Below are 22834 nucleotides of genomic sequence, written 5' to 3' on the forward strand. Positions count from 1 at the left end.
GAGTGCGGAACATCGTCCACCTTTTAGGTGGCGGCAGTAATCTGTAGAAGATATGTGGTGATCAGGTAAATGAGGCTTGAGAAGGGGGACCGGAGAATCCATGAGTAACAGTTCATCTCGTCGGCCCCGGAATCCCAGGACAGGCAGCTCTCCTGATGCATCGTTACGCAACAGCATGGCGGGGACGTCGTTAATAACAGGTGCCAAGGCGGCCATGCGGCGCCTCAATCTTCTTCGGGCGATCATCATCGCTTTACTGATCGTCCTTATTTTGCGTTTGGTATGGGTTCAGCTCATCATCGGGCCCAACTTGTCGTCTCAGGCTCAGGAACAGCGTCGGGTAAAAATTGCCGAACCGGCTCGACGTGGGACTATCACGGACGCCAACGGTGAGGATCTTGCCTACACAATGGAGTCATCATTGCTGTCTGTGCATCCGAACAAATTGCGCAGCTTCATGGAGAAGCGGCACGAGATTAACCCCGATAGTTACCCAGATCCTGATCAGCGCATGAAGGACATTGCCGACGATCTTCCTCGGATGATCGGTGACGACGACAAAGCGGACGATGTGAAGTCGGAGGATATTGAAAAGAAATTAACCTCCGATGATGATTACTCCGTTCTGGTGCGAAACGTCGATCCGGATAAAGCGGAAAAGATCGTTAAGAAGTATCCAGAGATTACAGCAGAGCGGCAAGACGTCCGCCAATACCCGAATGGTGCTATCGGCGAAAACGTTCTTGGCAAGATAAGCCAGGATGGATCGGGCCAATTCGGGCTGGAGCTCTCGCAAGACTCTGACCTTCAGGGGACGAACGGAAGTTATACCGTCGACATAGCGGCCCAAGGAATGGCAATCCCTGGTTCTCGTCGCGATGAACACCCGGCGATTGATGGCGATAGCTATCAGCTGACCTTGGATAACGACATGCAGACCTTCGTGCAGCAGAGCCTGGAACAAGCCAAAGCCAATTCCGGTGCAGAGGACGCTAGTGCGGTGGTGCTCGACGCCAAGTCAGGCCACATATTGTCCATGGCGACGACGGGAACGATTGACCCGAACGGCGACATCGAGAAGCAGCTCAAAGAAGGCAAGCAGTTTGGGGATCGGACGATAAGTAACCCCTTCGAACCGGGATCGGTCGGCAAGGTTATTACCGCTGCTGCATCGATTGAGGACAAGAAAACCACGCCAGACGAAGTTCTGCAGGTACCAGGGTCAATTAATGACTCCGGCGTTACTGTCAAGGATGCATGGGATCACGGCGTCACTCCGTACACCACGACAGGTATTTTCAGTAAGTCGTCCAACGTCGGAACGTTGATGCTTGCGCAGCGGGTCGGGCCAGATTCGTTTAATAATTACCTGAATAAGTTCGGGATCGGACAGGCGACGGGAGTCGAACTGCCCAACGAGACCAGCGGATTTCTGCCTCCGCGCTCCCAGTGGGCAGCCGGTACATTTGCGAACCTCCCCATCGGCCAGGGCTTTTCAACATCCCTCCTTCAGATGGCGAGCATCTATCAAACCATCGCCAATGACGGGGTGCGTATCGAGCCTCGGATAGTGAAGAGCATTAAAGACCCCGACGGCAAAGAAGTGTCCACTGACGCTCCCAGTGAAACGCGGGTGGTGAGTGCCCAGACGGCACGAACGGTCCGCAACATGTTCCGCGGGGTTGTCCAGAAGGACAGCGGAAACCAGCAGGGTACAGGCCCCGGCGCGGCCATCGATGGGTATCAAATTGCAGGTAAGACCGGAACAGCCCAACAGGTTGACCCGGACACCGGAGCATATTCCAACTCGAAATACTGGATCACTTTCGCCGGAATCGCTCCGGCCGACGATCCACGCTTCGTTGTTGCCATCATGCTGAATAACCCGGCTCGCGGCGTTCATGGTGAAGGTGGTCAGTCGGCAGCGCCGCTGTTCCACGACATCGCATCGTGGGCGCTTAACCGCTACAACATCCCGCCGTCGAAAGAACCAGGTGACACCCTCTTGTTGCAGGCAGGGTAGCTCAAGATTTCTACTGTTGGAAGCATCGTTTATCGCGTTATCCGTCGCCGTCTAGATCGTGATCAAGGAGATTGTCATGGCAACGCTGCAAGAACTTGCAGAAATATCGGGTGGCCGCCTCATTCGGGCTGATGACCCGGACCTCGTCGTCACGGATATTGGGCTTAATGCTCAGGCTTTGCCAGAAGGGGGGCTCTTTGCCGGGGTGCCTGGGCTCCATGTTCATGGCGCACAATTTGCGGACTCCTCATCGGCAGCAGCGGTCTTGACTGATTACGATGGGATAGAAAAGGTCACGCGTGAGGACCTACCGATTATCGTCGTTGATGATGTTCGTGCCGTGCTCGGGGCGGTGTCGTCGGCTGTTTATGATCACCCTTCCCGCGACTTGACAGTGATCGGTATTACTGGGACGGCAGGTAAAACCACCACGAGCTACATGGTGGAAGCTGCTCTCCTTCATCACGGCATTTCAACTGGGCTGATCGGTACGACGGGTACCAGGATTAATGGGGAGAAGGTTCCTTCGACTCTCACCACCCCAGAAGCTCCTAACCTTCAAGCACTTTTCGCGATGATGAAAAAGCGTGGTGTCACGCATGTGGTGATGGAAGTTTCCAGTCACGCAATCGCGTTGGGTCGTGTATTGGGGACTCATTTCTCCGTCGCGGGATTTACTAATTTGTCCCAGGATCACCTGGATTTCCACCCCACGATGGAGGATTACTTCCAGACGAAAGCGCGGCTGTTCAAGGAGGATTCGCCCCTGCATGCGGAGACCGCCGTCGTATGCATTGATGATCCGTGGGGGCAGAGATTAGCGACGATGCTGCCACATCCGTTCACGGTGTCGACGGAAGCTGCGTCGGAACATGACGCGTCGCTTCAGCCGGACGTGTGGGCTGGGCCATCCTCCGTCATGGATAACGGTGTGCAGACGGCCGAGCTGTACGGCTTCGGCGCGAACGGGATGACGCTACATATACCGATGCCTGGCCGTTTTAACGTCGCTAATGCGATGTTGGCGATGGGGCTCCTCGTGAAGACCGGGATGAAAGCCGAGGACGCCATTGAGGGTCTCTCGACGGTGACCGTGCCCGGCCGGTTAGAACGTATTGATTGTGGTCAGGATTTTATGGCCGTCGTGGATTACGCCCATAAACCGGGGGCGATCGCTGCCGTCTTGGATACGCTTCGTGCACATGTGCGGGGCCGGATTGCCATCGTCGTCGGTGCCGGCGGAGATCGGGATCATTCGAAACGTCCCATCATGGGACGTGAAGCAGCGCTACGCAGCGATCTAGTTATTGTCACCGATGATAATCCGCGTAGTGAAGATCCAGCCTCGATACGCCAACAAGTGGTGGCAGGGGCGCAGGAAGTTGCTGACCATGTAGATGTTGACCGTGCGGACGAACCTCGCAATAAAGTAAAAACAGAGGGTTCGGAGCATCGGCCTACCATTCGTGAGATCGGTGATCGCAGAGAAGCGATCCGCGCAGCAATCCAGTGGGTCCAGCCGGGTGACGCAGTTATCGTCGCAGGTAAAGGGCATGAAACTGGCCAGCTGATTGGTGATACAACTCATCCATTTGACGATCGGGTCGAAACGCGCCGAAGCATCGAAGATAAACTCAATAGCTCGGTGGAGAAATAAAAGTAGTTATGTGCCATCACATGTACGGGCGTAGTGAAAGAGGTAGCCAACCATGATTCCCATGACGGCGGGGCGTCTCGCGGATATTACCGGCGGATATCTTGTCAATATTGACCCCGACGCGGTAGTACCAGGGCCCGTCGAATTCGATTCGCGGAAGATTGCCCCGGGTTCAGTATTTCTGGCATTGCCGGGTGCCCGGGTCAATGGCCACGATTTCGCCGCCCAAGCGATTAAAGACGGCGCTACTCTCGCCCTGCTATCACGTGATATGGGTGTACCTGCCGTCATCATTCCTCACGTTGAGCACGTGGAAACTAATGCCACTGCGCTGGAATATGACCGTGATGGGGAAGGCGAGGCGGCATTGGCTGCTCTTAGCAAGCTGGCCCACCACACGGTCACCGAATTAGTTGCTCACCATGGCTTACGAGTTATCGGAGTGACGGGTTCTGCCGGGAAAACATCGACAAAGGACATGATTGCGACGATCCTTCGTACGCAAGGGGAGACGGTGGCACCACCGGGGTCCTTTAATAACGAAATTGGGCATCCCTACACGGCCTTGCGATGCACCGAATCGACGCGATTCTTAGTTGCCGAAATGAGTGCCCGCGGAATTGGCCACATCGCTCACTTGGCGCGGATTGCGCCTCCGACGATTGGTGCAGTTCTTAACGTTGGTACGGCTCATTTAGGCGAATTTGGCTCTCGAGAGGCCATTGCCCAAGCCAAAGGTGAACTCTTCGAAGCCTTGCCGTCGGCTGACGACGGTGGCATTGCGATCCTCAACGCCGATGATCGTTTGGTATCGGGCATGGCACCACGGACCTCGGCTCGTGTGATCACTTTTTCGGTGAAGTCTGGAGAAGCCACTGATAACCAAGCCGCAGATAACCCGAGTGGCCACGACGCTGTCATTGCCACTGATGTCGTCCTCGATAGCTCCGCCCGGGCTTCCTTTACCTTGACCATGCCGACGGGGGAGTCCGCCCCCGTGCAGCTGCAGGTGTATGGGCAACACCAAGTTGCGAATGCTCTCGCAGCCGCGGCCGTGGGATTCGCCGTCGGGATGTCCGTGGATGAAGTCGCCACAGCGCTGTCGCACCACACTGCGGCGAGCGCGAATCGGATGGATGTGCGCAACCGGCGTGACGGGGTCACCATCATCAACGATTCGTACAACGCGAACCCCGACTCGATGCGGGCAGGAATCGCCGCACTGGCGTCCACCGTTCAGGCGCGCGAAGATGCCCAATCCTGGGCAGTCTTAGGCCAAATGGGTGAATTGGGAGCCTCTGCCACCGACGAGCACTACTCGATCGGTGAAGAGCTTGGCCAACACCAGATCAACCACGTTGTTGTCGTCGGCAATGGTGTTAACCAGCGAGCTTTAGCGCACGGAGCTAAGGATTCGGGCGTTGATGTCACCCACGTGGACGACGTCGATGCAGCTGTCGATAATGTGTGGTCGTCAGTTCGTCCGGACGATGTTGTCCTTATCAAGGCTTCATACTCAGATGGACTGTGGAGAGTCGCGGAAGGGCTTTTGTCCGGTCAGGATGAAGGGAACGGAGAGTAATGGTTCATATCATCATCGGCGGCGCCGTTTCTTTTATTATTGCAATTCTTTTTACCCCGATTTTGATTCGTCGTTTTTCCGACGAAGGCCTGGGGCAGGAAATCCGTGAGGAAGGCCCGCGATCGCATTTGCGAAAGCGCGGAACTCCCACGATGGGTGGTATCGCCATCATCGTCGCCATCGTAGGTGGGTATTTTCTTGCGCACCTCGCCTCTGTTCTTACCCCGTCGAGCTACAAACCCACAGCGTCAGGGCTGTTAGTTCTCGGCCTGACAGTCGGAATGGGTTTCCTCGGCTTCCTTGACGACTACATCAAATTGGCGAAGGCGCGGAACCTTGGCCTGAACAAAAAAGGAAAGCTGCTGGGCCAGGCCGTTCTCGCCATCGGTTTCGGTGTGCTGTGCCTCCTGTTCCTCAATGAGCATGGTCTGAAGCCCGCCTCGACGAAGCTATCCTTCGTCCGCGATATCGATACCTTTGATTTCGCAATTGGCGGCGGCATTATTGGAACCCTCATATTCCTGCTGTTCATCTACATCTTGGTGACTGCCTGGTCCAATGCCGTGAACCTTACCGACGGTCTCGATGGCCTTGCTGCAGGAACAACTGCGATCGTGATGGCCGCGTATTCCATCATGACCTTCTGGCAATTCCGTAACTCGTGTGCCTCTAATGCGTCGGTCGCGTGCTACCAGGTGCGAGATCCCCTTGATCTCTCCATTTTGGCAGCGTGCGGATTAGGCGCGTGCCTCGGCTTCCTGTGGTGGAATGCAGCCCCGGCGAAAATCTTCATGGGCGACACCGGATCGCTGGCCCTGGGTGGACTCGTTGCCGGCTTGTCTGTGACCTCGCGGACCGAATTGCTGATGATCGTTATCGGCGCTTTGTTTGTCGCGGAAACCATCTCCGTTGTTATTCAAGTTGTCAGTTTCCGGTCAACAGGTAAACGGCCATTCCGCATGGCACCCATCCACCACCACTTCGAAAACGGAGGATGGGCGGAAACGACCGTGGTCGTCCGCTTCTGGCTGCTCACGGCGATGTTCGCCGTCGCTGGGGTGAGTATGTTTTACGCTGACTGGTTAGGGTGGACCTAATCAAACCCGAGACCCCATACGGAAAGAGAACATCATTATGTCTCACGTCCAGACATCATCGTCATATCTTCCTCAACCTCAAGGCCCAGTTTGGATTGCTGGCGCTGGGGTATCGGGCCGAGGCGCAGCTGACCTAGGCACACAACTCGGGTGGTCGGTGTGCATCATTGATAGCAACTTCACTGCAGCAAGTGAGCTTGCAGACCGCCACGGGGGATCTGCCATGACCGTCGAGGAGGCTCATTCTCGTCTCGACGAAGCATCGCTGATTGTGACGTCGCCAGGATGGCGGCCGGACACGCCCCTATTGCACGACGCGCAGGAGCAAGGAATCCCGGTCATCGGTGACGTTGAACTGGCGTGGTGCGCCGATCGTGACGGCCGCTTTGGAGAACCACGCACCTGGTTAGCCGTCACCGGGACGAATGGTAAAACAACTGCCACGGCGATGCTCGCATCGATGATGGCCGAATCGGGAGCAGCTGCTGAGGCAGTGGGGAACATCGGGGTAGCAGTAGGGACTGCGCTAACACAGACTCCGCGGGTCAGCGTCATGGTTGCGGAACTCTCCAGTTTCCAGCTTCACTGGTCGCCGACGCTCACCCCTGATGCCGGTGTCGTCTTAAATCTTGCAGAAGACCATATTGATTGGCATGGCTCGATGGACGCCTACGCGGCGGATAAAGCGCGGGTGTACCGAGGGCCGGTCATCGTCGTCAATGCAGATGATGAGCGTGTGTGCCGCGAAGCTGAGCGGCACATGGAACTTTCTTCAACCCCCTCCAGCGGTGACACTCCGGCTCGTCGTGTTATCGAATTCACGATGGGGGAGCCCGGCGCAGGCCAAGTTGGGGTGATCGACGGCAAGATCGTTGACCGCGCGTGCGTCCCCGCCCACTCAGAGGGTGTGGATATTGCAGATGCGACAAGAATTTCTCCCCCCGGTCCGGCTGGCATCGCGGACGCGCTCGCGGCCACAGCCATCGCCCGGTCACAGGGCGTGGGGCCAGACGCCATCTCTCGAGCGCTGTCTTCTTTTGTCGTCGAAAAGCACCGTGGACAAGTCGTCTATGAAGCTGGAGGCATCCGATGGATTGACAACTCGAAGGCGACCAACCCTCACGCGACGGACGCAGCTTTAAGTGCGGTGGAGTCATGCGTGTGGATTGCAGGTGGGCAGCTCAAAGGTGCCCAGATTGATGATCTCATTCACAAGAATGCCGACCGTATTTCGGCCGCGGTTGTTTTGGGGCAGGATAGAGAGATCATTCGCCAGAGTCTCGCTACCATTCATCCCCGCATTCCTTTGACCGTCATTACGTCGACCGATCCAGTGATCGCGATGAATGAAGCCGTTCAGGCGGCATCCCGGTTGGCGCAACCTGGTGACACGGTGCTCCTCGCGCCCGCTGCCGCTAGCTTGGACATGTACACGGGGATGAGCCAGCGTGGCGACCTTTTCGCTGAAGCTGCTCGTCGTTATGGGCGCGGTACAGAAGGATAGGGATCGTGACAGTGAAATCTGACCAAGGAACGAGGTCTCGCCGTGCGCGATCATGGTGGGAAGGAGTCGTCGGCAAGATTGATGCTGCGACATCAACGCCGAAGTTTGACTACTACATCCTTGCCGCGATTACAGCGATTCTGACCGGTGTGGGGCTCTTGATGGTGCTGTCCAGTTCGATGGCATCGTCGCTGGCAGATTCCAACAGTGTGTGGACGGATTTCTTCAAACAAGCCGGAATGGTCGTGGTTGGCCTCGTCGGTCTGTATTTCGCCATCCGAATGTCCCCGGCCACCATTAAGAAAATTTCACCCTGGGCGATGGGGCTCGCGGTTATTCTGTTGATCTTGGTTCTGATTCCTGGGTTGGGAACTGGTCTTCAGCAGATGGGATCCCAATCATGGCTCGTCCTGGGGCCTGTCACCATTCAGCCGTCAGAGGTTGCCAAGCTAGCCATCGCGGTCTGGGGCTCTGCAGTTCTGTCCGAGAGAGCGCTATACGCGCGGTCAATCCGCGAGGTCTTGGGATTTTTCACCGCGATTGTGGTGCTTGTGATCGTTCTTGTTGCCCTTGAGCGTGACCTCGGCATGGTTGCGTCGGTTATGATCGTTTTCCTCGCTCTGGCTTGGTTTGTGGGTGTGCCCAAGTGGGTCACGACGACGATCATCGCCGGCGGCTTGGGCCTCGCTGTTCTTCTGACCTTGACGGCCGGGTATCGGTCCAACCGCGTCGAAGTGTTTAGAGAAACCCTCTTTGGTAAGTTCCCCAATACACAAGGCACGGCGTACCAGAGTTACCAGGGGTTCTTGTCCCTGGGCGACGGCTCTTTCCTGGGACAGGGACTAGGCCAATCGCGTGCCAAGTGGTTTTACCTTCCCGAGGCGAAAAACGACTTCATCTTCGCCGTTGTCGGTGAAGAAATGGGATTCCTGGGTGCTAGCATTGTCATCCTCCTCTTCGCCCTCTTGGGTTGGGTAGGAATGCGCATCGCGTTAAACCAGGCGGATCCGTTCCTTCGTCTCATGGCTGCGACGGTCACCACAGGCATTGTGATCCAGGCATTTATCAACATTGGCTACGTGACGGGCCTTCTTCCCGTCACCGGTATTCAGCTGCCGTTGATTTCATCCGGCGGAACGTCGGCCATTATCACATTGGTATCGATGGGGTTGCTTCTTAACTGCGCCCGACATGAGCCTGAGACAGTGTCGTCGATGCAGACCTACGGCCGCCCCGTAGTCGATAAATTATTGGGATTCCCGGAACCGCGTGCGTTTGATCCTTCAACGCTGCGCCGAGGCCCGTGGGTTGACGACGACGATCCGCGATCGCGGAATGGTAACGGTTCTCGGAAGACTGCTGGTGTGCGAGGGAGATCCGGTGGCCGTTCGGGATCGTCGCGACGAGGTTCGCTCTCAGACAGACACCACGAGGTTCAAAGGTTCGGAGAGCCGGTGACTCGCCGGAACGGGTCACCCCGTAGTCGACGTAATGACGTCAATAGGCAGCCAAGCTCGGGATCTGCGACCCCACGAAGGGAACGGGCCCATGACCGTGAGCCTCGTCGGCGGTCCCGAGACGGCAGTCGGCGTACGTATCAATCTGATTACGGTACGACGAATGGTTCCTTTGGACCGTTCGACGACGGGACTCGTCGTTAATATGAATGAGGCACGTTTTTAAGGCACAAATAAGGCTACGTCGATGATGTAGCGCTATTCCTGAGGTGGGTGTATGAAGAGGTCACAGGATACGGACGGAGAGCTCTCCGTTGTTGTTGCTGGTGGTGGCACTGCCGGTCATATCGAGCCCGCGATGGCAGTTGCCGACGCGGTTCGTCGCAGTGTGCCCTCTGCACGGATCACAGCATTAGGGACGATGAAGGGGCTCGAAGGAACTTTGGTCCCCGAACGTGGTTATGACCTGCGGCTGATTGACCCAGTACCAATCCCACGCAAAGTTAATAAAGCACTTTTTTCTGTTCCACACCGTGTCCGTCGGGCGGTCAACCAAACAAAAGACATTTTGCGCGATGTCAACGCCGACGTTCTTATCGGGTTCGGTGGCTATGTCTCGGCCCCCGCGTATCTCGCGGCCAAATCCCTCCACATCCCATTTTTCGTGCATGAGGCGAACGCGCGAGCCGGTATGGCCAATAAGTTGGGAATTCGCTTAGGGGGACGTGGCTTAGCCGCCGTTGAAGGGTCAGGTATTTCCGCGGAGATCGTGGGGATCCCGGTCCGATCAGAGATCAGCTCGCTCGATCGGTCAGGACTTCGTACAGAGGCCCGTGAGTATTTCGGTTTGGATCCCGACGCGCCAGTGTTGCTGGTCACAGGCGGTTCCCAGGGGGCACGGTCCATCAATAACGCGGTCTCCGGCGTATCACGCGAACTCGGTGAGGCGGGGGTCTCGGTACTCCACGCCTATGGGAAGAAAAACTCAATAGACGTTGATCGCCAGGATGGAACTCCGCCCTATATCGGCGTCCCCTATATCTCGCGGATGGATTTGGCATTGAGCGCGGCAGATATGATTCTCTGCCGGTCCGGCGCAATGACCGTCGCAGAAGTGTCCGCTGTCGGACTTCCGGCCGTGTATGTGCCACTCCCGCATGGCAATGGTGAGCAGGCGTTGAACGCCCAGCCCATCGTGGACAATTCCGGGGCCATACTCATTAACGACGACGGCCTCACCAGCCAGACCATCGTCGACAAGGTGATTCCCATGATCACGAACCCTGATGTCTTAACGGTGATGGCGGAGCAAACGGCCAAAAGCAGCAACCCCAATGCCGCCGATGACATAGCTCAACGCGTTATTGCAGCAGCTCGATGACATCCATGTAGCTGTTCCCCTAATTACCTGTTCACAGTCAAGGAGCGAAGTAGTGGCACATAACGACGAAACCAGCGGGCAGACGAAGGACGCTGGGCACACCATGCACTTAGAGCGTCATGCCCGACGTGTCAATCCGGCACATGCAATAACCCCCGATGAACTCCGACATGTCCACATGGTGGGCATCGGTGGTGTGGGCATGTCTGGGGTGGCCCGGATCTTGTTAGACCGCGGATATACGGTCACCGGGTCGGACATGAAAGACTCGCTCACCATCCTGGCTTTACGAGCCGCCGGAGCCGTGATTGCCACGGAACATAAGGCGGAGAACCTGGACTTGACGGGCGATACGCCGACATGTGTGGTGACCTCGTTTGCTGCTATTCCCCAGGACAATCCGGAACTGGTGAGCGCTCGTGAACGCGGAATCCCCGTGGTCACGCGATCCGACGTTTTAGGCGCACTTCTGCTTGACCACGATGCTTTACTCATTGCCGGGACTCATGGAAAAACCTCGACGACGTCGCTGTCAGTGATTGCGCTGCAACAGGCAGGTATGGATCCCAGTTTCGCTGTTGGTGGGCAGCTTTCGACGACCGGGACGAATGCGCATCATGGCACGGGCTCAGTGTTCGTTGCTGAGGCAGATGAGTCCGACGCGTCGTTGCTAACCTATTCACCCAATGTTGCGGTGGTGACCAACATTGAGGCCGATCACCTCGATTTTTATGGTTCCGAAGAATCGTATATTCACGTTTTCGATGAGTTTGCGGATCGCATCGTCGATGGCGGGTATTTGGTGGTCTGCGTGGATGACCCGCACGCTGCGGCACTGGCTGAGCGGATTGTGCAGCAAGGGAACAGAATAAACGTCATTGGTTATGGAACGAGTGATGCGTGTACGCGCCATCCGTCGATCGCGGTGGGGGCGGAAATTACGGAGATCACCCCTAAGCCTGACCGCACGGATGCGCTGATCCGTATTTCTCTACCCGCACATGCGTCGGCCGAGGACTCCGCTGGCGAGCCGAATGAGGCGGAAACGAGCACGCACCGCGTTGAGATGCACATTCCCGGAAAACACATGGTTCTCAATGCTGTCGCTGCAATTGTCTCGTCGGTTCTTGTCGGGGCTGACCGTGAGCGTGCAGTGAGTGGTGTCAACGGCTTCCAGGGCGTGCGCCGTCGGTTCGAATCACATGGGACCATTGCACACGGTTATTACGAGGGAGCATCTGTTTACGACGATTACGCCCATCACCCGACCGAGGTGCGCGCGGTCTTGACCGCAGCGCGGGAAAAGATCCAGGCAATGGATTCTGTGGAAGGCCACCAGCGCAGAGTAATTGTCGTCTTCCAACCCCACATGTATTCCCGAACTGAGGAATTCGCTTCGGAATTTGCTGAGGCTTTGTCCCTCGCCGACGAGGCCATCGTGATGGACATTTATGGTGCCCGTGAAAAGCCCATTCCGGGAGTGACGAGTGACCTGATCATTGATCAGATGACTATTCCGACACACGCCGCTCATCGAGTCGATGAGGTTCCTCGCATGGTGAGTAGTATCGCTGGGCCGGGAGACATCATTTTGACGATGGGCGCAGGAACCGTGACTATGCTGGCAGATCCAATTGTTGCAGCATTGCATGAACCGGTGCAGTAGGTTAAGACGTGACCTGGGTGAGAGGTAAGTAGGAAGAACTAGTGAGAGGCTCACGAAAAGCGTCGCGTAAAAACGCTGGCGCTAAAGGCAGACAGCCGGGGCGCAGCGGACCCATCGACAATTTTGGTTCCCCCGTCGATTCTGACGAAGAGAGGGAGCACTCACGTGTCATTCATTCCGGTGGCCGTAAAGAATCGCAGGGTGAGAGCCGTCGCCGACGTCGCCGTCGGTGGTGGGGAGCAGCTCTCATTATCGTGCTTCTCCTTGTAGTCGGTGCGGTGGTTCTCCGCATCGCTCCCATCCTGACCGTGTCCTCTTTTTCCGTGAAAGGTAATGAGCAGACCTCGAAAGAAGACATCATTGCCGCCTCGGGGATCCATGAGGGCCAGAATATGACCCGGATTGATACTCATGCCGCAGCGTCACATGTTGTCGGATTGCCGTGGGTGACGAAGACCACGGTGGAGCGCTCCTGGCCGCGGACTATCTCGATTTCGGTGAAGGAAGCAACCGTCGCTTTCTACGTTGATGATGATGGCGATCATCTTTTCGACGATAACGGGCGAGAGTTCGACGTTTCCCCTCATCCGGACGGGGCGTTGAAGCTGGATGGGAACACTTCTCCCGATGAAGAGACTGCACGTGCAGTGGCACACGTCGCCCAGGCTGTTCACGAGCACGCGCCGGGTATCGTCGGCGATATTGACCATATTGATGCCCAGAATGAAAATAATATTTCGTTAGTTTTCAAAGACGAGAAAACAGTGAAATGGGGAACGAGTAATAATGCGTCGTCTAAAGCAGAAGCGACGAAGGCCGTGCTTCAGCGAGAAGGACGTGTATGGGATGTTTCCAACCCGGCTCAGGTCTCAGTCAAGGAATAGTGTGAACCATAACTGCAGGTAAAGCCTAAAGTTGAGGTTTAGACTTGCGACACGCCGAATGGATTAGTCACCACGTGTTTGGTCTGTTCAGAAGCATTATAGAAACGTAAAAAATAAAATTCTTTGCTACGGGCCGCTGCGCCTCTGCAATAAAGGTGGCAACATCCTGTAGTCTTTGCGCAGACCGTACAGTTCGATAGCGACAGATCGTGTAACGAAAGGCGAGCCCTACAACCATGACGACATCGGATAACTACCTCGCCATCATCAAAGTGGTTGGCGTTGGCGGCGGCGGCGTCAACGCTGTCAATCGCATGATTGAAGATGGCCTCAAGGGAGTCGAGTTCATCGCCGTGAACACCGACTCTCAGGCGCTTATGTTCACTGACGCGGACGTCAAGCTTGACATCGGCCGCGAAGCGACCCGTGGTCTGGGGGCTGGCGCCAACCCTGAGGTAGGCCGGAAGTCTGCCGAGGATCATCGTGACCAGATTGAATCCACCCTGCAGGGTGCAGATATGGTCTTCGTCACCGCAGGTGAAGGTGGTGGAACCGGAACCGGCGCCGCCCCGGTGGTCGCGAGCATCGCGAAGAAGCAAGGCGCGTTGACCGTCGGCGTTGTGACCCGTCCGTTTACCTTCGAAGGGCCGCGCCGTACGAAGCAGGCTCTTGAGGGGATCGAAGCTCTGCGCGAAGTGTGTGACACGTTGATTGTCATTCCGAATGACCGCTTGCTTCAGATGGGCGACAAGAACGTCTCCATGATGGAGGCATTCCGCCAGGCTGACGAAGTTCTCCACAATGGTGTCCGAGGCATCACCGACCTGATTACCACCCCGGGTGTCATTAACGTTGACTTTGCCGACGTTCGCTCGGTCATGTCGGATGCTGGTTCGGCCTTGATGGGAATCGGCGCTGCCCGTGGTGAAGGGCGTGCCGCTCAAGCTACCGAACTGGCCATTAGCTCCCCTCTGTTGGAAAACACCATGGAGGGCGCCCACGGTGTCTTGTTGTCCTTCGCAGGCGGCTCGGACATCGGCCTCTTCGAGGTCAACGATGCAGCCAATGTCGTTGCCAACTTGGCCTCTGACGACGCCAACATCATTTTCGGAACGATTATCGACGAAAACCTCGGCGACGAGGTTCGAGTCACCGTGATCGCTACCGGGTTTGACGACAGCACCGAGCAGTCGAGCGGCGCTCACGCTGCCCAGCCGGCGAATTCCCAAACGACACCTGCACCACGGGAATCGAATGCTCGTGACGTGTTCTCTGGCCAGCCGGCGAGCGCGTCACCGTCGGGTTCCGCGGGCGCTCGTGAGCAGATGACGTCCTCCTTCCAGCGCCGTGAGCACAGCTCTGCGGACCGTGGTTTCGGAGCTTCCTCCGGATCGCAACCGATTGGAGGCTCAGGGGAGAGCGGCTCTCGGCAGCCTTATGGACAGTCCGACGGATCTGCTGGGCGTCCCCAGAGCAGCGGTGGGTCCTACCAGTCCGAGGCAAACCGCGGACTTTTTACCTCCGGTAGTCGGCATAGCTTCTCCGAGGAGCAATCCGATCTGCAGCGTGGTGGGACGCAGCCGCAGCGGGGGAATGACTCCCGTAACGACTATGACGACGACGATGACGATCTGGATCTGCCCTTCTCCTAAAAAAGAATCCGGGCCAGCGTGAAGAATCCGGGTCATCGGAAACAAGTCGTAAAGAAACAGAAGGATGGCGTGACGATTAACAATCCCACTCCAGAACCCCGTCGCGTTCGCAAAGTCATGACTACGCGAGCCGGCGGGGTTTCCCGTGCGCCCTATGAATCATTCAATCTCGGTGACCACGTCGGCGATGACCCAGCTGCCGTCGCCGAGAACCGCGAGCACTTTGCTCAGGTTCTGGGGCTTCCCATGGATCGTGTTCTCTACATGGAACAGATTCATTCACCGACGATCACCGTCGTCAATAGTTCGATGACAAGCCCAATCGAGGCAACGGATGCGATGGTCACGACCGAACGTGACTTAGCCTTGGTAGTACTCACTGCAGACTGTGTGTCGTTGCTCCTCTCTGACGACGTATCCGGCATTGTTGCCGCCGTTCACGCTGGTCGATTGGGCGCGCGCAACGGAATTGTCAAAGCGACGGTGGAAACGATGATCCGCTGTGGGGCCAAGCCGGCACACATGCACGCGCTGATGGGCGCGGCCGCGTCGGGAGAGCGGTACGAAGTGCCCGCTGATATGGTCCGTGATGTAGAGCAGCACCTGCCCGGGTCATCGAGCACCACGCAGTGGGGAACTCCGAGCCTCGATTTACGACGAGGGCTGGTTCGTCAACTAATGAGCATGGGTGTCACGGCGATTGATGCGGATCCCCGGTGCACGATTAGCGAGGACGCAACATTCTTCTCGTACAGGCGTGATGGCACGACAGGTAGGCAGGCCGCCGCAGTGTGGCTGCCGTCGGCGGCGTGGACATAAGATCGCGTCACTGTCGCTGACAAGCGGGTGCGTGGCTGACCGGCGAAGAGGTCGCTGGCAGGCAAATAATGTGAGTAGCTGGAAAGGAATGGGCTGGTGGTGGCTACCTACGAGGAGCGAAAAGCGGAGTTGTCGTCCCGCCTTGACGAGATATCCCGTCGCATTGCACGCGCAGCTGAGTCAGCGGGGCGGGATCCTAAAGATATCGAGTTACTGCCGGTCACAAAGTTTCACCCCTACGAGGACCTCCAGGCGTTAGTGGACTGTGGAGTCACCGTGGTGGGTGAAAACCGTGAGCAGGAAGCGCGTGATAAAACCCACCGGCTCCATGAAGCGGGGGTGGGCCTTCATATCGACATGATCGGCCAGGTGCAGTCGAAGAAAACCAATCACATTGCACGGTGGGCTCACCGGGTTCACACTGTTGATCGCCTCAAAATTGTTCATGGGCTTGATAACGGCATGAAGCGCGCTCTAGACGCCGGTGACCGTGTAAGTAGTGAGCACGAGAACGTCGATCAGCTCCCAGTTTTTATTCAGTGGAGTGCCGACGGCGATCCGTCTCGTGGGGGAGCGAAGGAAGATGATCTCGATTCCCTTGCTGACGCCGTTAATTCGTCGCAGTATCTCACCCTTGAGGGACTGATGGTGGTGCCGCCGCGTGATGATGATTCAGCACAGGTCTTTGCCCGCGCTTCTGAATTATCTGAGGCCATTCGCCAGAAGCACGGAGGTCGCGGGGGTTTGTCGGCCGGGATGTCGGGCGATCTAGAAAATGCGATTGCGGCCGGATCAACAGTTGTGCGTGTCGGAACAGCTATTCTTGGCTCTAGGCCAGTAACTTTGTGAGCATATCAACGGAGGAAGGACTCTTACTATGGCCGGCTCAATGGATAAAGTGAAAGAATTCTTCGGCCTTCAGCCTGTAGAAGACTATAAACGCGATAGTTATTATGACGATGATTACGAGGACTACGACGATTACGACGATCGCCCCGTAGAGCGTGAGCGCCACGCCGACTCTTATTCCCGCGATTCCTATGGTTATCGGTCGGGGAGTAGCTACGGTGGATCCCGTTATTACTCCTCCTCGACGCTGGAATCCCGGGGGACGACTACAGAGACACCTCGTGAGCCCGAGATTGTGCGGATAACCCTGGCCTCGTTCCGGCAAGCCCGCCAAATTGGGGAGGCGTTCCGCAATGGCGACATCGTCGTGTACGACGTATCCGCGATGGAAAAGTCCCAGGCGCAGCGTGTTGCCGACTTTGCCGCGGGGATTCAGATTGCGCTCGACGCGAGGACCGAGAAACTTACTCCGCGCAAGTTTGCGCTGATTCCGAAAGGCGTCAGGTTGGATGACGAGCAGAAAGAGCAGCTGAAAGAGTCCGACTCTCTCTAAGCTTCGTCCGTCCGGTACGCTGAATCGAAATTATCTGTTAATGCGGTAAAGGACACGTGTGACTGCTCTTTCGCTTACTATCTATACGATCGCGCGGATTTACTCTTTCATCCTGATCGTCAGGATCGTCGTTGAAATGATCGCCAGTTTCTCCCGGTCTTGGCGGCCTCCGCGGTGGTTTGCCTTGGCCGCGGAGCCTTTCTTTGTTGTCACAGACCCGCCGGTCAAAGCCCTGAGAAAACTCATTCCTCCCCTCAACCTTGGGGGCGGCGTGGGCCTGGACTTATCAGTCCTCGTTTTGTTCTTCGCGCTGGAAGTTATTGCGATGATATTTCGACCGACGGGCGTGTTCGGCTTGTACTAATTCCGCACGAGTGGCCAGCTTTTCGTGAAACTGGCGAAAAAATTGGGACACTTGATACGCTATATGCGCTATAGTGCGGTAGACTAACGACGTTAATCGAATATTTTGGGGTCGCAGTAGATAGCAACGGCTAATCGGTAGTAGCTACGAGCTGCTGAGGTTGCCGGGGCTGTTGTGATCAGAACATTTCTCGGCGATGTAACGTGTAAAGCGTTATCAATGAAGTTAAAGTAGATCTCACAACTGCGTTTCCAGAGACAGATAGAAACTCGGGATGGTATCCGAGTCCACCGCGTGTGGTGGACGGCGGTTGGCTTTCCGTATGAAAGTGAAGGGAATTTCCATGCAGCTGACTCCCGCTGATGTGCATAATGTAGCGTTCAGCAAGCCGCCGATCGGCAAGCGTGGCTACAACGAGGATGAGGTTGACCAGTTCCTCGACCTTGTCGAAGACACTCTCAGTGAGCTGCTTGATGAAAACTCTGAACTCAAGAGTGCCGTAGAAAGCAACTCGACAGAGTCTCGTGATGCTGCTTCATCGTCTGCAGCATCGGCACCAAGTGCTGGGTCCTCGGTTGATGAGGGCGCTCTCCGTGCGGAGATTGAGAACCAGGTTCGCAGTGAACTGGAACAGTCGCTCCGCCGAGACATTGAGCAGAAAGTTCGCCAGAACCTTGAAGCCGAGTACGAAGCACGGTTGGTTGAGGCTCGCAAGCAGGCCGAGGCAGATGCTCGGGCTCGCTTCGAGTCTGAGAAGCAAAGCCAGCCGCAACAGCCCGCGCAGGCTGCGTCGTCGGTCCCCGGTACCGACAGCGAGACCGGCGAGGCCACGGCAGAGACTCACATGCAGGCAGCTCGCGTCCTAAGCTTGGCCCAGGAGATGGCGGATCGTCTCACCAACGACGCCCGTCAGGAATCCCAGTCCATGCTGGATGAGGCTCGTACCGCAGCCAACAAGACCATTTCCGACGCTGACGAGTCCTCGAAGCGCACGCTGGCCGATGCAGAGTCCCGCTCGACGAGCCAGCTCAACGACGCTAAGCAGAAGTCGGATTCTATGATCGCCGAGGCTCGCCAGAAGTCCGAGGCCATGGTGGCAGATGCTAAGCAGAAGTCGGAGACGATGATTTCCGACGCCACCGCACAGTCGGAGGCTCAGGTCCGGTCGGCTCAAGAGAAGGCAGATCAGCTGCGTAGCGACGCCGAGCGTAAGCACGCAGAGATCATGACCACCGTCAAGAAGCAGCAGGAAGCTCTGGAGGCTCGTATCGAAGAGCTTCGCACCTTCGAGCGCGAATACCGTACCCGCCTGAAGACCTTCCTCGAATCCCAGTTGGAGGATTTGAACTCACGTGGTTCTGCGGCACCCGCCGGCCAGCTCGAGTCCAATGACTAGGTAGTTCCCTTCGTTTCATCGACCCACTGCGGGCTAGTTTCCCGCGGTGGGTTAATTTTTGTCTTATTTGGATTTGCTAGGCTGGTGACAAACGAAGGATGTGGTTATGACCGTATTAGCTCTGCTTCTAGCCGTTGTGGCTTTTGCCTTTCTCGTTCTTGCCCTGGTGTTGGCATCAAAAGCGTGGGCAATAGCCTGCATCGTGGTAGGAGCTATAGGAGTTCTTATCGTCATCATCGATATCATCGTTAAACGAAAAGAGCGCGCTGGGAAGAGCGGTAAATCCGTGACCGGGGAATAACGAACGCGCGTTCCCGGTTGTAAATTTTTAGCATCATCGATAATCCCGTATAGTTTTGTTCGTCCGCTATGATCCGGCTATCTCCGGGGAGCGACTCGGAAGAACAGGTACCAGAACCGCACTGTGGTGGCGATTCTCATCGTCATAGCAGTGCAGATGTGGTGCCCCAGTAGAACCGAGCGGTTCGGCACCGTCAACGTCGTTAATGAGTGGGATATGGTCCGTGGTAAGGCCATATCCAATCAGGGTGGTACCGCGCGTGAGCGTCCCTGGCCGAGCAATGCTGAGCTCGATGAAGCGCGGTTCGCCTTCCACAGGTACCCGTTCCATCGGCTCCGCTACGTCATTCGTTGTTATGACAGCCTAGATAAGAGGAGCCAGGGTGACCGATAACATGTCGACGTCGGAGACAAAGTCTGATTCTCCCAGGAACCCGGAGGATGCGACTCCTGCGGGTGGCGCATACCCGCGTGTCGATCTAGCAGAGGGATCTACACGCTTTGCCGATATGGAACCCAAGGTGCTTGATTTTTGGAAGAAAGATCGCACCTTTGAAGAATCAATTAGCCAGCGCGATGATGCCCCGGAGTATGTGTTTTACGACGGCCCTCCCTTCGCGAATGGTTTGCCCCACTACGGGCACTTGCTCACCGGATACGTTAAGGACATCATCCCCCGGTATCAGACGATGCGCGGCAAGAAAGTTGCCCGTGTCTTCGGGTGGGATTGCCACGGTCTCCCCGCCGAACTTGAGGCAGAAAAGCAGCTAGGCATCAAGGACAAAGGCGAAATCGAGTCGATGGGGCTCGAAGCCTTTAATGACTACTGCGCGAAGTCCGTCCTTCGCTACACCGAGGAATGGAAAGCGTACGTCACCCGGCAAGCTCGGTGGGTCGATTTTGAGCATGGCTACAAAACCATGAACCTCGACTTCATGGAGTCGGTGATGTGGGCCTTCAAGACTCTCTACGACAAAGGGCTCATCTATCAGGGGTTCCGCGTCCTTCCGTACTCGTGGGCTGAGCACACGCCACTGTCAAATCAGGAGACTCGCCTCGACGATTCGTACAAGCTGCGTCAAGATCCCACCGTTACGGTGACATTCCCGATCACCGGGGTGAAAGAGGGGACTAGTGCCGACGGCAGTCTGGTCGGCGCCTTGGCCCTTGCCTGGACGACGACGCCGTGGACGCTGCCGTCGAACTTGGCGCTGGCTGTTAATCCAAATGTGACCTACGTCGAGGTTGAGGTGGGCAGCACCGGGCTTGACGAGTTCGAAGGTCAACGCGTTCTGCTAGCCGAAGACCTCGTCGGGGCCTACAAGAAAGAACTGGGTAAGGACTATAAAGTCCTCTCGACTCACCCGGGGAGCGACCTCGTCGGCCTGACCTATGAGCCGATCTTCGATTACTTCAAAGATAATCCGAACTCGTTCCAGATCCTCCCGGCGGATTACGTCACGACGGAAGATGGTACGGGTATCGTTCACCAGGCTCCGGCTTTTGGTGAAGACGATATGAACACGACGAACCAGTTTGATATCCCGCTGGTTATCCCCGTGGATGCTGACGGGAAGTTCACGTCTGAGGTTCCGGATTATGAAGGCCAACTGGTCTTTGATGCGAACAAGCAAATCATCAAGGACTTAAAGAAGGCCAAGCGTATCGTGCGCCATCAGACGATCGAGCACTCGTATCCGCACTCATGGCGGTCGGGCCAGCCACTGATCTACATGGCATTGCCGTCGTGGTTTGTGTCAGTGACGAAGTTCCGCGACCGCATGGTCGAGCTCAACCACGAAAAAGTTGAGTGGCTCCCAGAGCATATTCGCGACGGGCAGTTCGGGAAGTGGCTCGAAGGTACCCGCGATTGGAACATCTCCCGAAATCGGTACTGGGGCTCACCCATCCCCGTATGGGTCTCGGATAACCCGGAGTATCCGCGTGTCGACGTCTACGGTTCACTTGACGAACTCGAGCGAGATTTCGGGACACGTCCGGAGTCGCTGCACCGCCCCTACATTGACGAGCTGACTCGCCCCAACCCGGACGATCCGACGGGCAAGTCGACGATGCACCGCGTGCCAGAAGTTCTCGACTGCTGGTTTGAGTCAGGATCGATGCCCTTCGCCCAGGTTCATTACCCCTTTGAGAACCAGGAATGGTTTGAAAAGCATGCTCCGGCGGATTTCGTGGTGGAATACTCCGGCCAGACGCGCGGATGGTTCTACACGATGCACGTGTTGGCAACAGCGCTGTTTGATCGGCCAGCGTTCAAACGCGTCGTCGCCCACGGAATTGTCCTGGGTAATGACGGTTTGAAGATGTCCAAATCGAAGGGCAATTATCCGAACGTCAACGAAGTGTTCGACCGCGACGGGTCGGATGCGATGCGTTGGTTCTTGATGTCGTCGCCGATCCTTCGCGGCGGAAACCTGATCGTCACCGAGGAAGGTATCCGTGAGGGCGTGCGCCAGGCGATGCTCCCAATGTGGAACGCGTATTCGTTCCTTGCTCTGTACGCCTCGAAACCGGCGGAGTGGTCGACGTCGTCGACGAATGTTCTGGACCGGTATATCCTCGCTAAATTGCATGACACTATCGACGAAGTCACGAAGGCTTTGGACGATACTGACGTTGCGCGCGCGACGGATGAGGTGCGCTGGTTCTGCGATGCGCTGACCAACTGGTATGTGCGTCGGTCACGTGATCGTTTCTGGGCTGGAGATACAGTCAAGCCGGAATCCTTTAATACGCTGTATACGGTGCTGGAAACGCTGACCCGTGTGACTGCGCCACTGTTGCCGATGCTCTCGGAGGTGCTGTGGCGTGCCCTGACTGGTGGGCGTTCGGTGCACCTGGCTGATTGGCCGTCGTCTGATGCCATCCCATCGGATCCTGACTTGGTCAAGGCTATGGATGGTGTGCGGTCCGCGTGCTCGGCGGCGTCGTCTTTGCGGAAGGCCCATCACTTGCGTAACCGGTTGCCCTTGCTGTCGGTGACCGTTGCAATGCCTCATTCGTCGTCCTTGGAGCCATTTGCGGACATCATTCGCGATGAAGTCAATGTCAAGGATGTTATCTTGACCGACGATGTTAATTCCGTGGGACGCTTTGAAGCTGTTGTCGACGCTCGCGTTGCCGGCCCCCGTCTGGGCAAAGATGTCCAGAAGGCGATCAAGGCAGTGAAGGCGGGTGACTACACCGTTGACGGAGACGTTCTTCGCGCCGACGGTATTGAGCTCAAGCCCGACGAATTCACGCGTCGTCTCGTTGCAGTGAACCCAGACACGACTGCTGAAATCGAAGGAACTGAGGGCCTGGTTGTCATCGACACCACGATGAAGCCGGAACTCGAAGTCGAAGGCTGGGCGGCCGACCGGATTCGCGGAATTCAGGAGGCCCGCAAACAGGCAGGGCTGAACGTCTCTGACCGCATCGCGTTGACGATGTACGTCCCCGACGACAAGGTCGATATGGTGAAGTCCCAGAAGGACACCATCGCCTCTGAAGTGTTGGCGACCTCGGTGGAGATCAAGGCCGCATCGGAGGCTCCGTCTGAGGCCACAGATTTGTCGGATGGCTGCTTTGCCTCGGTGGCGGTTGATCTTCGACGCGACAACTCCGACGCGTCATAGCGTCGACGGGCA

18 protein-coding genes are annotated in these 22834 nt (G+C 56.6%); 17 read left to right on the forward strand and 1 reads right to left on the reverse strand.

Annotated elements, in window-relative coordinates:
- Window positions 1–100: 100 nt before the first annotated feature.
- From KCQ76_RS08060 to KCQ76_RS08135, 16 genes are all read left to right on the forward strand, one after another.
- A complete protein-coding gene (locus KCQ76_RS08060; protein WP_046203002.1) occupies window positions 101–2023 on the forward strand; it encodes a peptidoglycan D,D-transpeptidase FtsI family protein in 1923 nt (640 codons plus the stop codon).
- 76 nt (window positions 2024–2099) lie between these two features.
- On the forward strand, window positions 2100–3680 hold the full coding sequence (locus KCQ76_RS08065; protein ID WP_046203001.1) for a UDP-N-acetylmuramoyl-L-alanyl-D-glutamate--2,6-diaminopimelate ligase: 1581 nt from the start codon (window positions 2100–2102) through the stop codon (window positions 3678–3680).
- Between the two features lie 52 nt (window positions 3681–3732).
- Window positions 3733–5262 carry a UDP-N-acetylmuramoyl-tripeptide--D-alanyl-D-alanine ligase gene (locus KCQ76_RS08070; RefSeq protein ID WP_046203000.1) on the forward strand — a complete coding sequence of 510 codons (1530 nt, stop codon included), beginning with the start codon at window positions 3733–3735 and terminating at the stop codon, window positions 5260–5262.
- Entirely contained in the window at window positions 5262–6359 is a 1098-nt protein-coding gene (gene mraY / locus KCQ76_RS08075) for a phospho-N-acetylmuramoyl-pentapeptide-transferase (protein WP_046202999.1), read from the forward strand. Before KCQ76_RS08070 ends, mraY begins: the two co-directional genes overlap by 1 nt.
- 34 nt (window positions 6360–6393) lie before the next feature.
- On the forward strand, window positions 6394–7863 hold the full coding sequence (gene murD, locus KCQ76_RS08080) for a UDP-N-acetylmuramoyl-L-alanine--D-glutamate ligase (protein WP_373369115.1): 1470 nt from the start codon (window positions 6394–6396) through the stop codon (window positions 7861–7863).
- A gap of 5 nt (window positions 7864–7868) precedes the next feature.
- The gene (gene ftsW / locus KCQ76_RS08085) at window positions 7869–9524 is read left to right on the forward strand and encodes a putative lipid II flippase FtsW (protein WP_231725385.1); all 1656 of its coding nucleotides are present in this window, start codon (window positions 7869–7871) and stop codon (window positions 9522–9524) included.
- Window positions 9525–9597: 73 nt separating this feature from the next.
- Window positions 9598–10701: an undecaprenyldiphospho-muramoylpentapeptide beta-N-acetylglucosaminyltransferase gene (gene murG / locus KCQ76_RS08090; RefSeq protein WP_046202997.1), complete on the forward strand. Its 1104-nt coding sequence runs from the start codon at window positions 9598–9600 to the stop codon at window positions 10699–10701.
- 103 nt (window positions 10702–10804) lie between these two features.
- Window positions 10805–12367 (forward strand): UDP-N-acetylmuramate--L-alanine ligase, encoded by a 1563-nt coding sequence (gene murC / locus KCQ76_RS08095; protein WP_046203157.1) that lies wholly within the window; start codon window positions 10805–10807, stop codon window positions 12365–12367.
- A gap of 41 nt (window positions 12368–12408) precedes the next feature.
- Window positions 12409–13251, forward strand: a complete 843-nt coding sequence (locus KCQ76_RS08100) for a cell division protein FtsQ/DivIB (protein WP_046202996.1) — start codon at window positions 12409–12411, stop codon at window positions 13249–13251.
- Window positions 13252–13487: 236 nt separating this feature from the next.
- On the forward strand, window positions 13488–14903 hold the full coding sequence (ftsZ, locus tag KCQ76_RS08105) for a cell division protein FtsZ (protein ID WP_046202995.1): 1416 nt from the start codon (window positions 13488–13490) through the stop codon (window positions 14901–14903).
- Window positions 14904–14978: 75 nt separating this feature from the next.
- The gene (gene pgeF / locus KCQ76_RS08110) at window positions 14979–15722 is read left to right on the forward strand and encodes a peptidoglycan editing factor PgeF (protein ID WP_046203156.1); all 744 of its coding nucleotides are present in this window, start codon (window positions 14979–14981) and stop codon (window positions 15720–15722) included.
- A 99-nt stretch (window positions 15723–15821) separates the two neighbouring features.
- Window positions 15822–16571 (forward strand): YggS family pyridoxal phosphate-dependent enzyme, encoded by a 750-nt coding sequence (locus KCQ76_RS08115; RefSeq protein ID WP_046203155.1) that lies wholly within the window; start codon window positions 15822–15824, stop codon window positions 16569–16571.
- 28 nt (window positions 16572–16599) lie between these two features.
- Window positions 16600–17124, forward strand: a complete 525-nt coding sequence (locus KCQ76_RS08120) for a cell division protein SepF (RefSeq protein WP_046202994.1) — start codon at window positions 16600–16602, stop codon at window positions 17122–17124.
- 58 nt (window positions 17125–17182) lie between these two features.
- A complete protein-coding gene (locus KCQ76_RS08125) occupies window positions 17183–17488 on the forward strand; it encodes a YggT family protein (protein ID WP_046202993.1) in 306 nt (101 codons plus the stop codon).
- Between the two features lie 343 nt (window positions 17489–17831).
- Entirely contained in the window at window positions 17832–18884 is a 1053-nt protein-coding gene (locus tag KCQ76_RS08130) for a DivIVA domain-containing protein (protein ID WP_046203154.1), read from the forward strand.
- A gap of 106 nt (window positions 18885–18990) precedes the next feature.
- Window positions 18991–19185 carry a hypothetical protein gene (locus tag KCQ76_RS08135; RefSeq protein ID WP_046202992.1) on the forward strand — a complete coding sequence of 65 codons (195 nt, stop codon included), beginning with the start codon at window positions 18991–18993 and terminating at the stop codon, window positions 19183–19185.
- Between the two features lie 66 nt (window positions 19186–19251).
- On the opposite strand, the gene KCQ76_RS08140 is transcribed toward KCQ76_RS08135, so the two are convergent.
- The gene (locus tag KCQ76_RS08140) at window positions 19252–19515 is read right to left on the reverse strand and encodes a hypothetical protein (protein WP_146003173.1); all 264 of its coding nucleotides are present in this window, start codon (window positions 19513–19515) and stop codon (window positions 19252–19254) included.
- Between the two features lie 64 nt (window positions 19516–19579).
- On the opposite strand from KCQ76_RS08140, the gene ileS reads away from it, so the two are divergent.
- Window positions 19580–22822: an isoleucine--tRNA ligase gene (ileS, locus tag KCQ76_RS08145; protein ID WP_221914845.1), complete on the forward strand. Its 3243-nt coding sequence runs from the start codon at window positions 19580–19582 to the stop codon at window positions 22820–22822.
- The last annotated feature ends 12 nt before the right edge of the window (window positions 22823–22834 follow it).

It is taken from the genome of Corynebacterium parakroppenstedtii, assembly GCF_019754935.1.
Taxonomy (GTDB): Bacteria; Actinomycetota; Actinomycetes; order Mycobacteriales; family Mycobacteriaceae; genus Corynebacterium; species Corynebacterium parakroppenstedtii.

Bases quoted from the DNA above. Each gene is read 5' to 3' on its own strand.
- KCQ76_RS08060 (WP_046203002.1), top strand. From the start codon at position 101: ATGAGTAACAGTTCATCTCGTCGGCCCCGGAATCCCAGGACAGGCAGC.
- KCQ76_RS08065 (WP_046203001.1), top strand. From the start codon at position 2,100: ATGGCAACGCTGCAAGAACTTGCAGAAATATCGGGTGGCCGCCTCATT.
- KCQ76_RS08070 (WP_046203000.1), top strand. From the start codon at position 3,733: ATGATTCCCATGACGGCGGGGCGTCTCGCGGATATTACCGGCGGATAT.
- mraY (WP_046202999.1), top strand. From the start codon at position 5,262: ATGGTTCATATCATCATCGGCGGCGCCGTTTCTTTTATTATTGCAATT.
- murG (WP_046202997.1), top strand. From the start codon at position 9,598: ATGAAGAGGTCACAGGATACGGACGGAGAGCTCTCCGTTGTTGTTGCT.
- murC (WP_046203157.1), top strand. From the start codon at position 10,805: ATGCACTTAGAGCGTCATGCCCGACGTGTCAATCCGGCACATGCAATA.
- ftsZ (WP_046202995.1), top strand. From the start codon at position 13,488: ATGACGACATCGGATAACTACCTCGCCATCATCAAAGTGGTTGGCGTT.
- KCQ76_RS08120 (WP_046202994.1), top strand. From the start codon at position 16,600: ATGGCCGGCTCAATGGATAAAGTGAAAGAATTCTTCGGCCTTCAGCCT.
- KCQ76_RS08130 (WP_046203154.1), top strand. From the start codon at position 17,832: ATGCAGCTGACTCCCGCTGATGTGCATAATGTAGCGTTCAGCAAGCCG.
- KCQ76_RS08135 (WP_046202992.1), top strand. From the start codon at position 18,991: ATGACCGTATTAGCTCTGCTTCTAGCCGTTGTGGCTTTTGCCTTTCTC.
- KCQ76_RS08140 (WP_146003173.1), bottom strand. From the start codon at position 19,515: ATGGAACGGGTACCTGTGGAAGGCGAACCGCGCTTCATCGAGCTCAGC.
- ileS (WP_221914845.1), top strand. From the start codon at position 19,580: ATGTCGACGTCGGAGACAAAGTCTGATTCTCCCAGGAACCCGGAGGAT.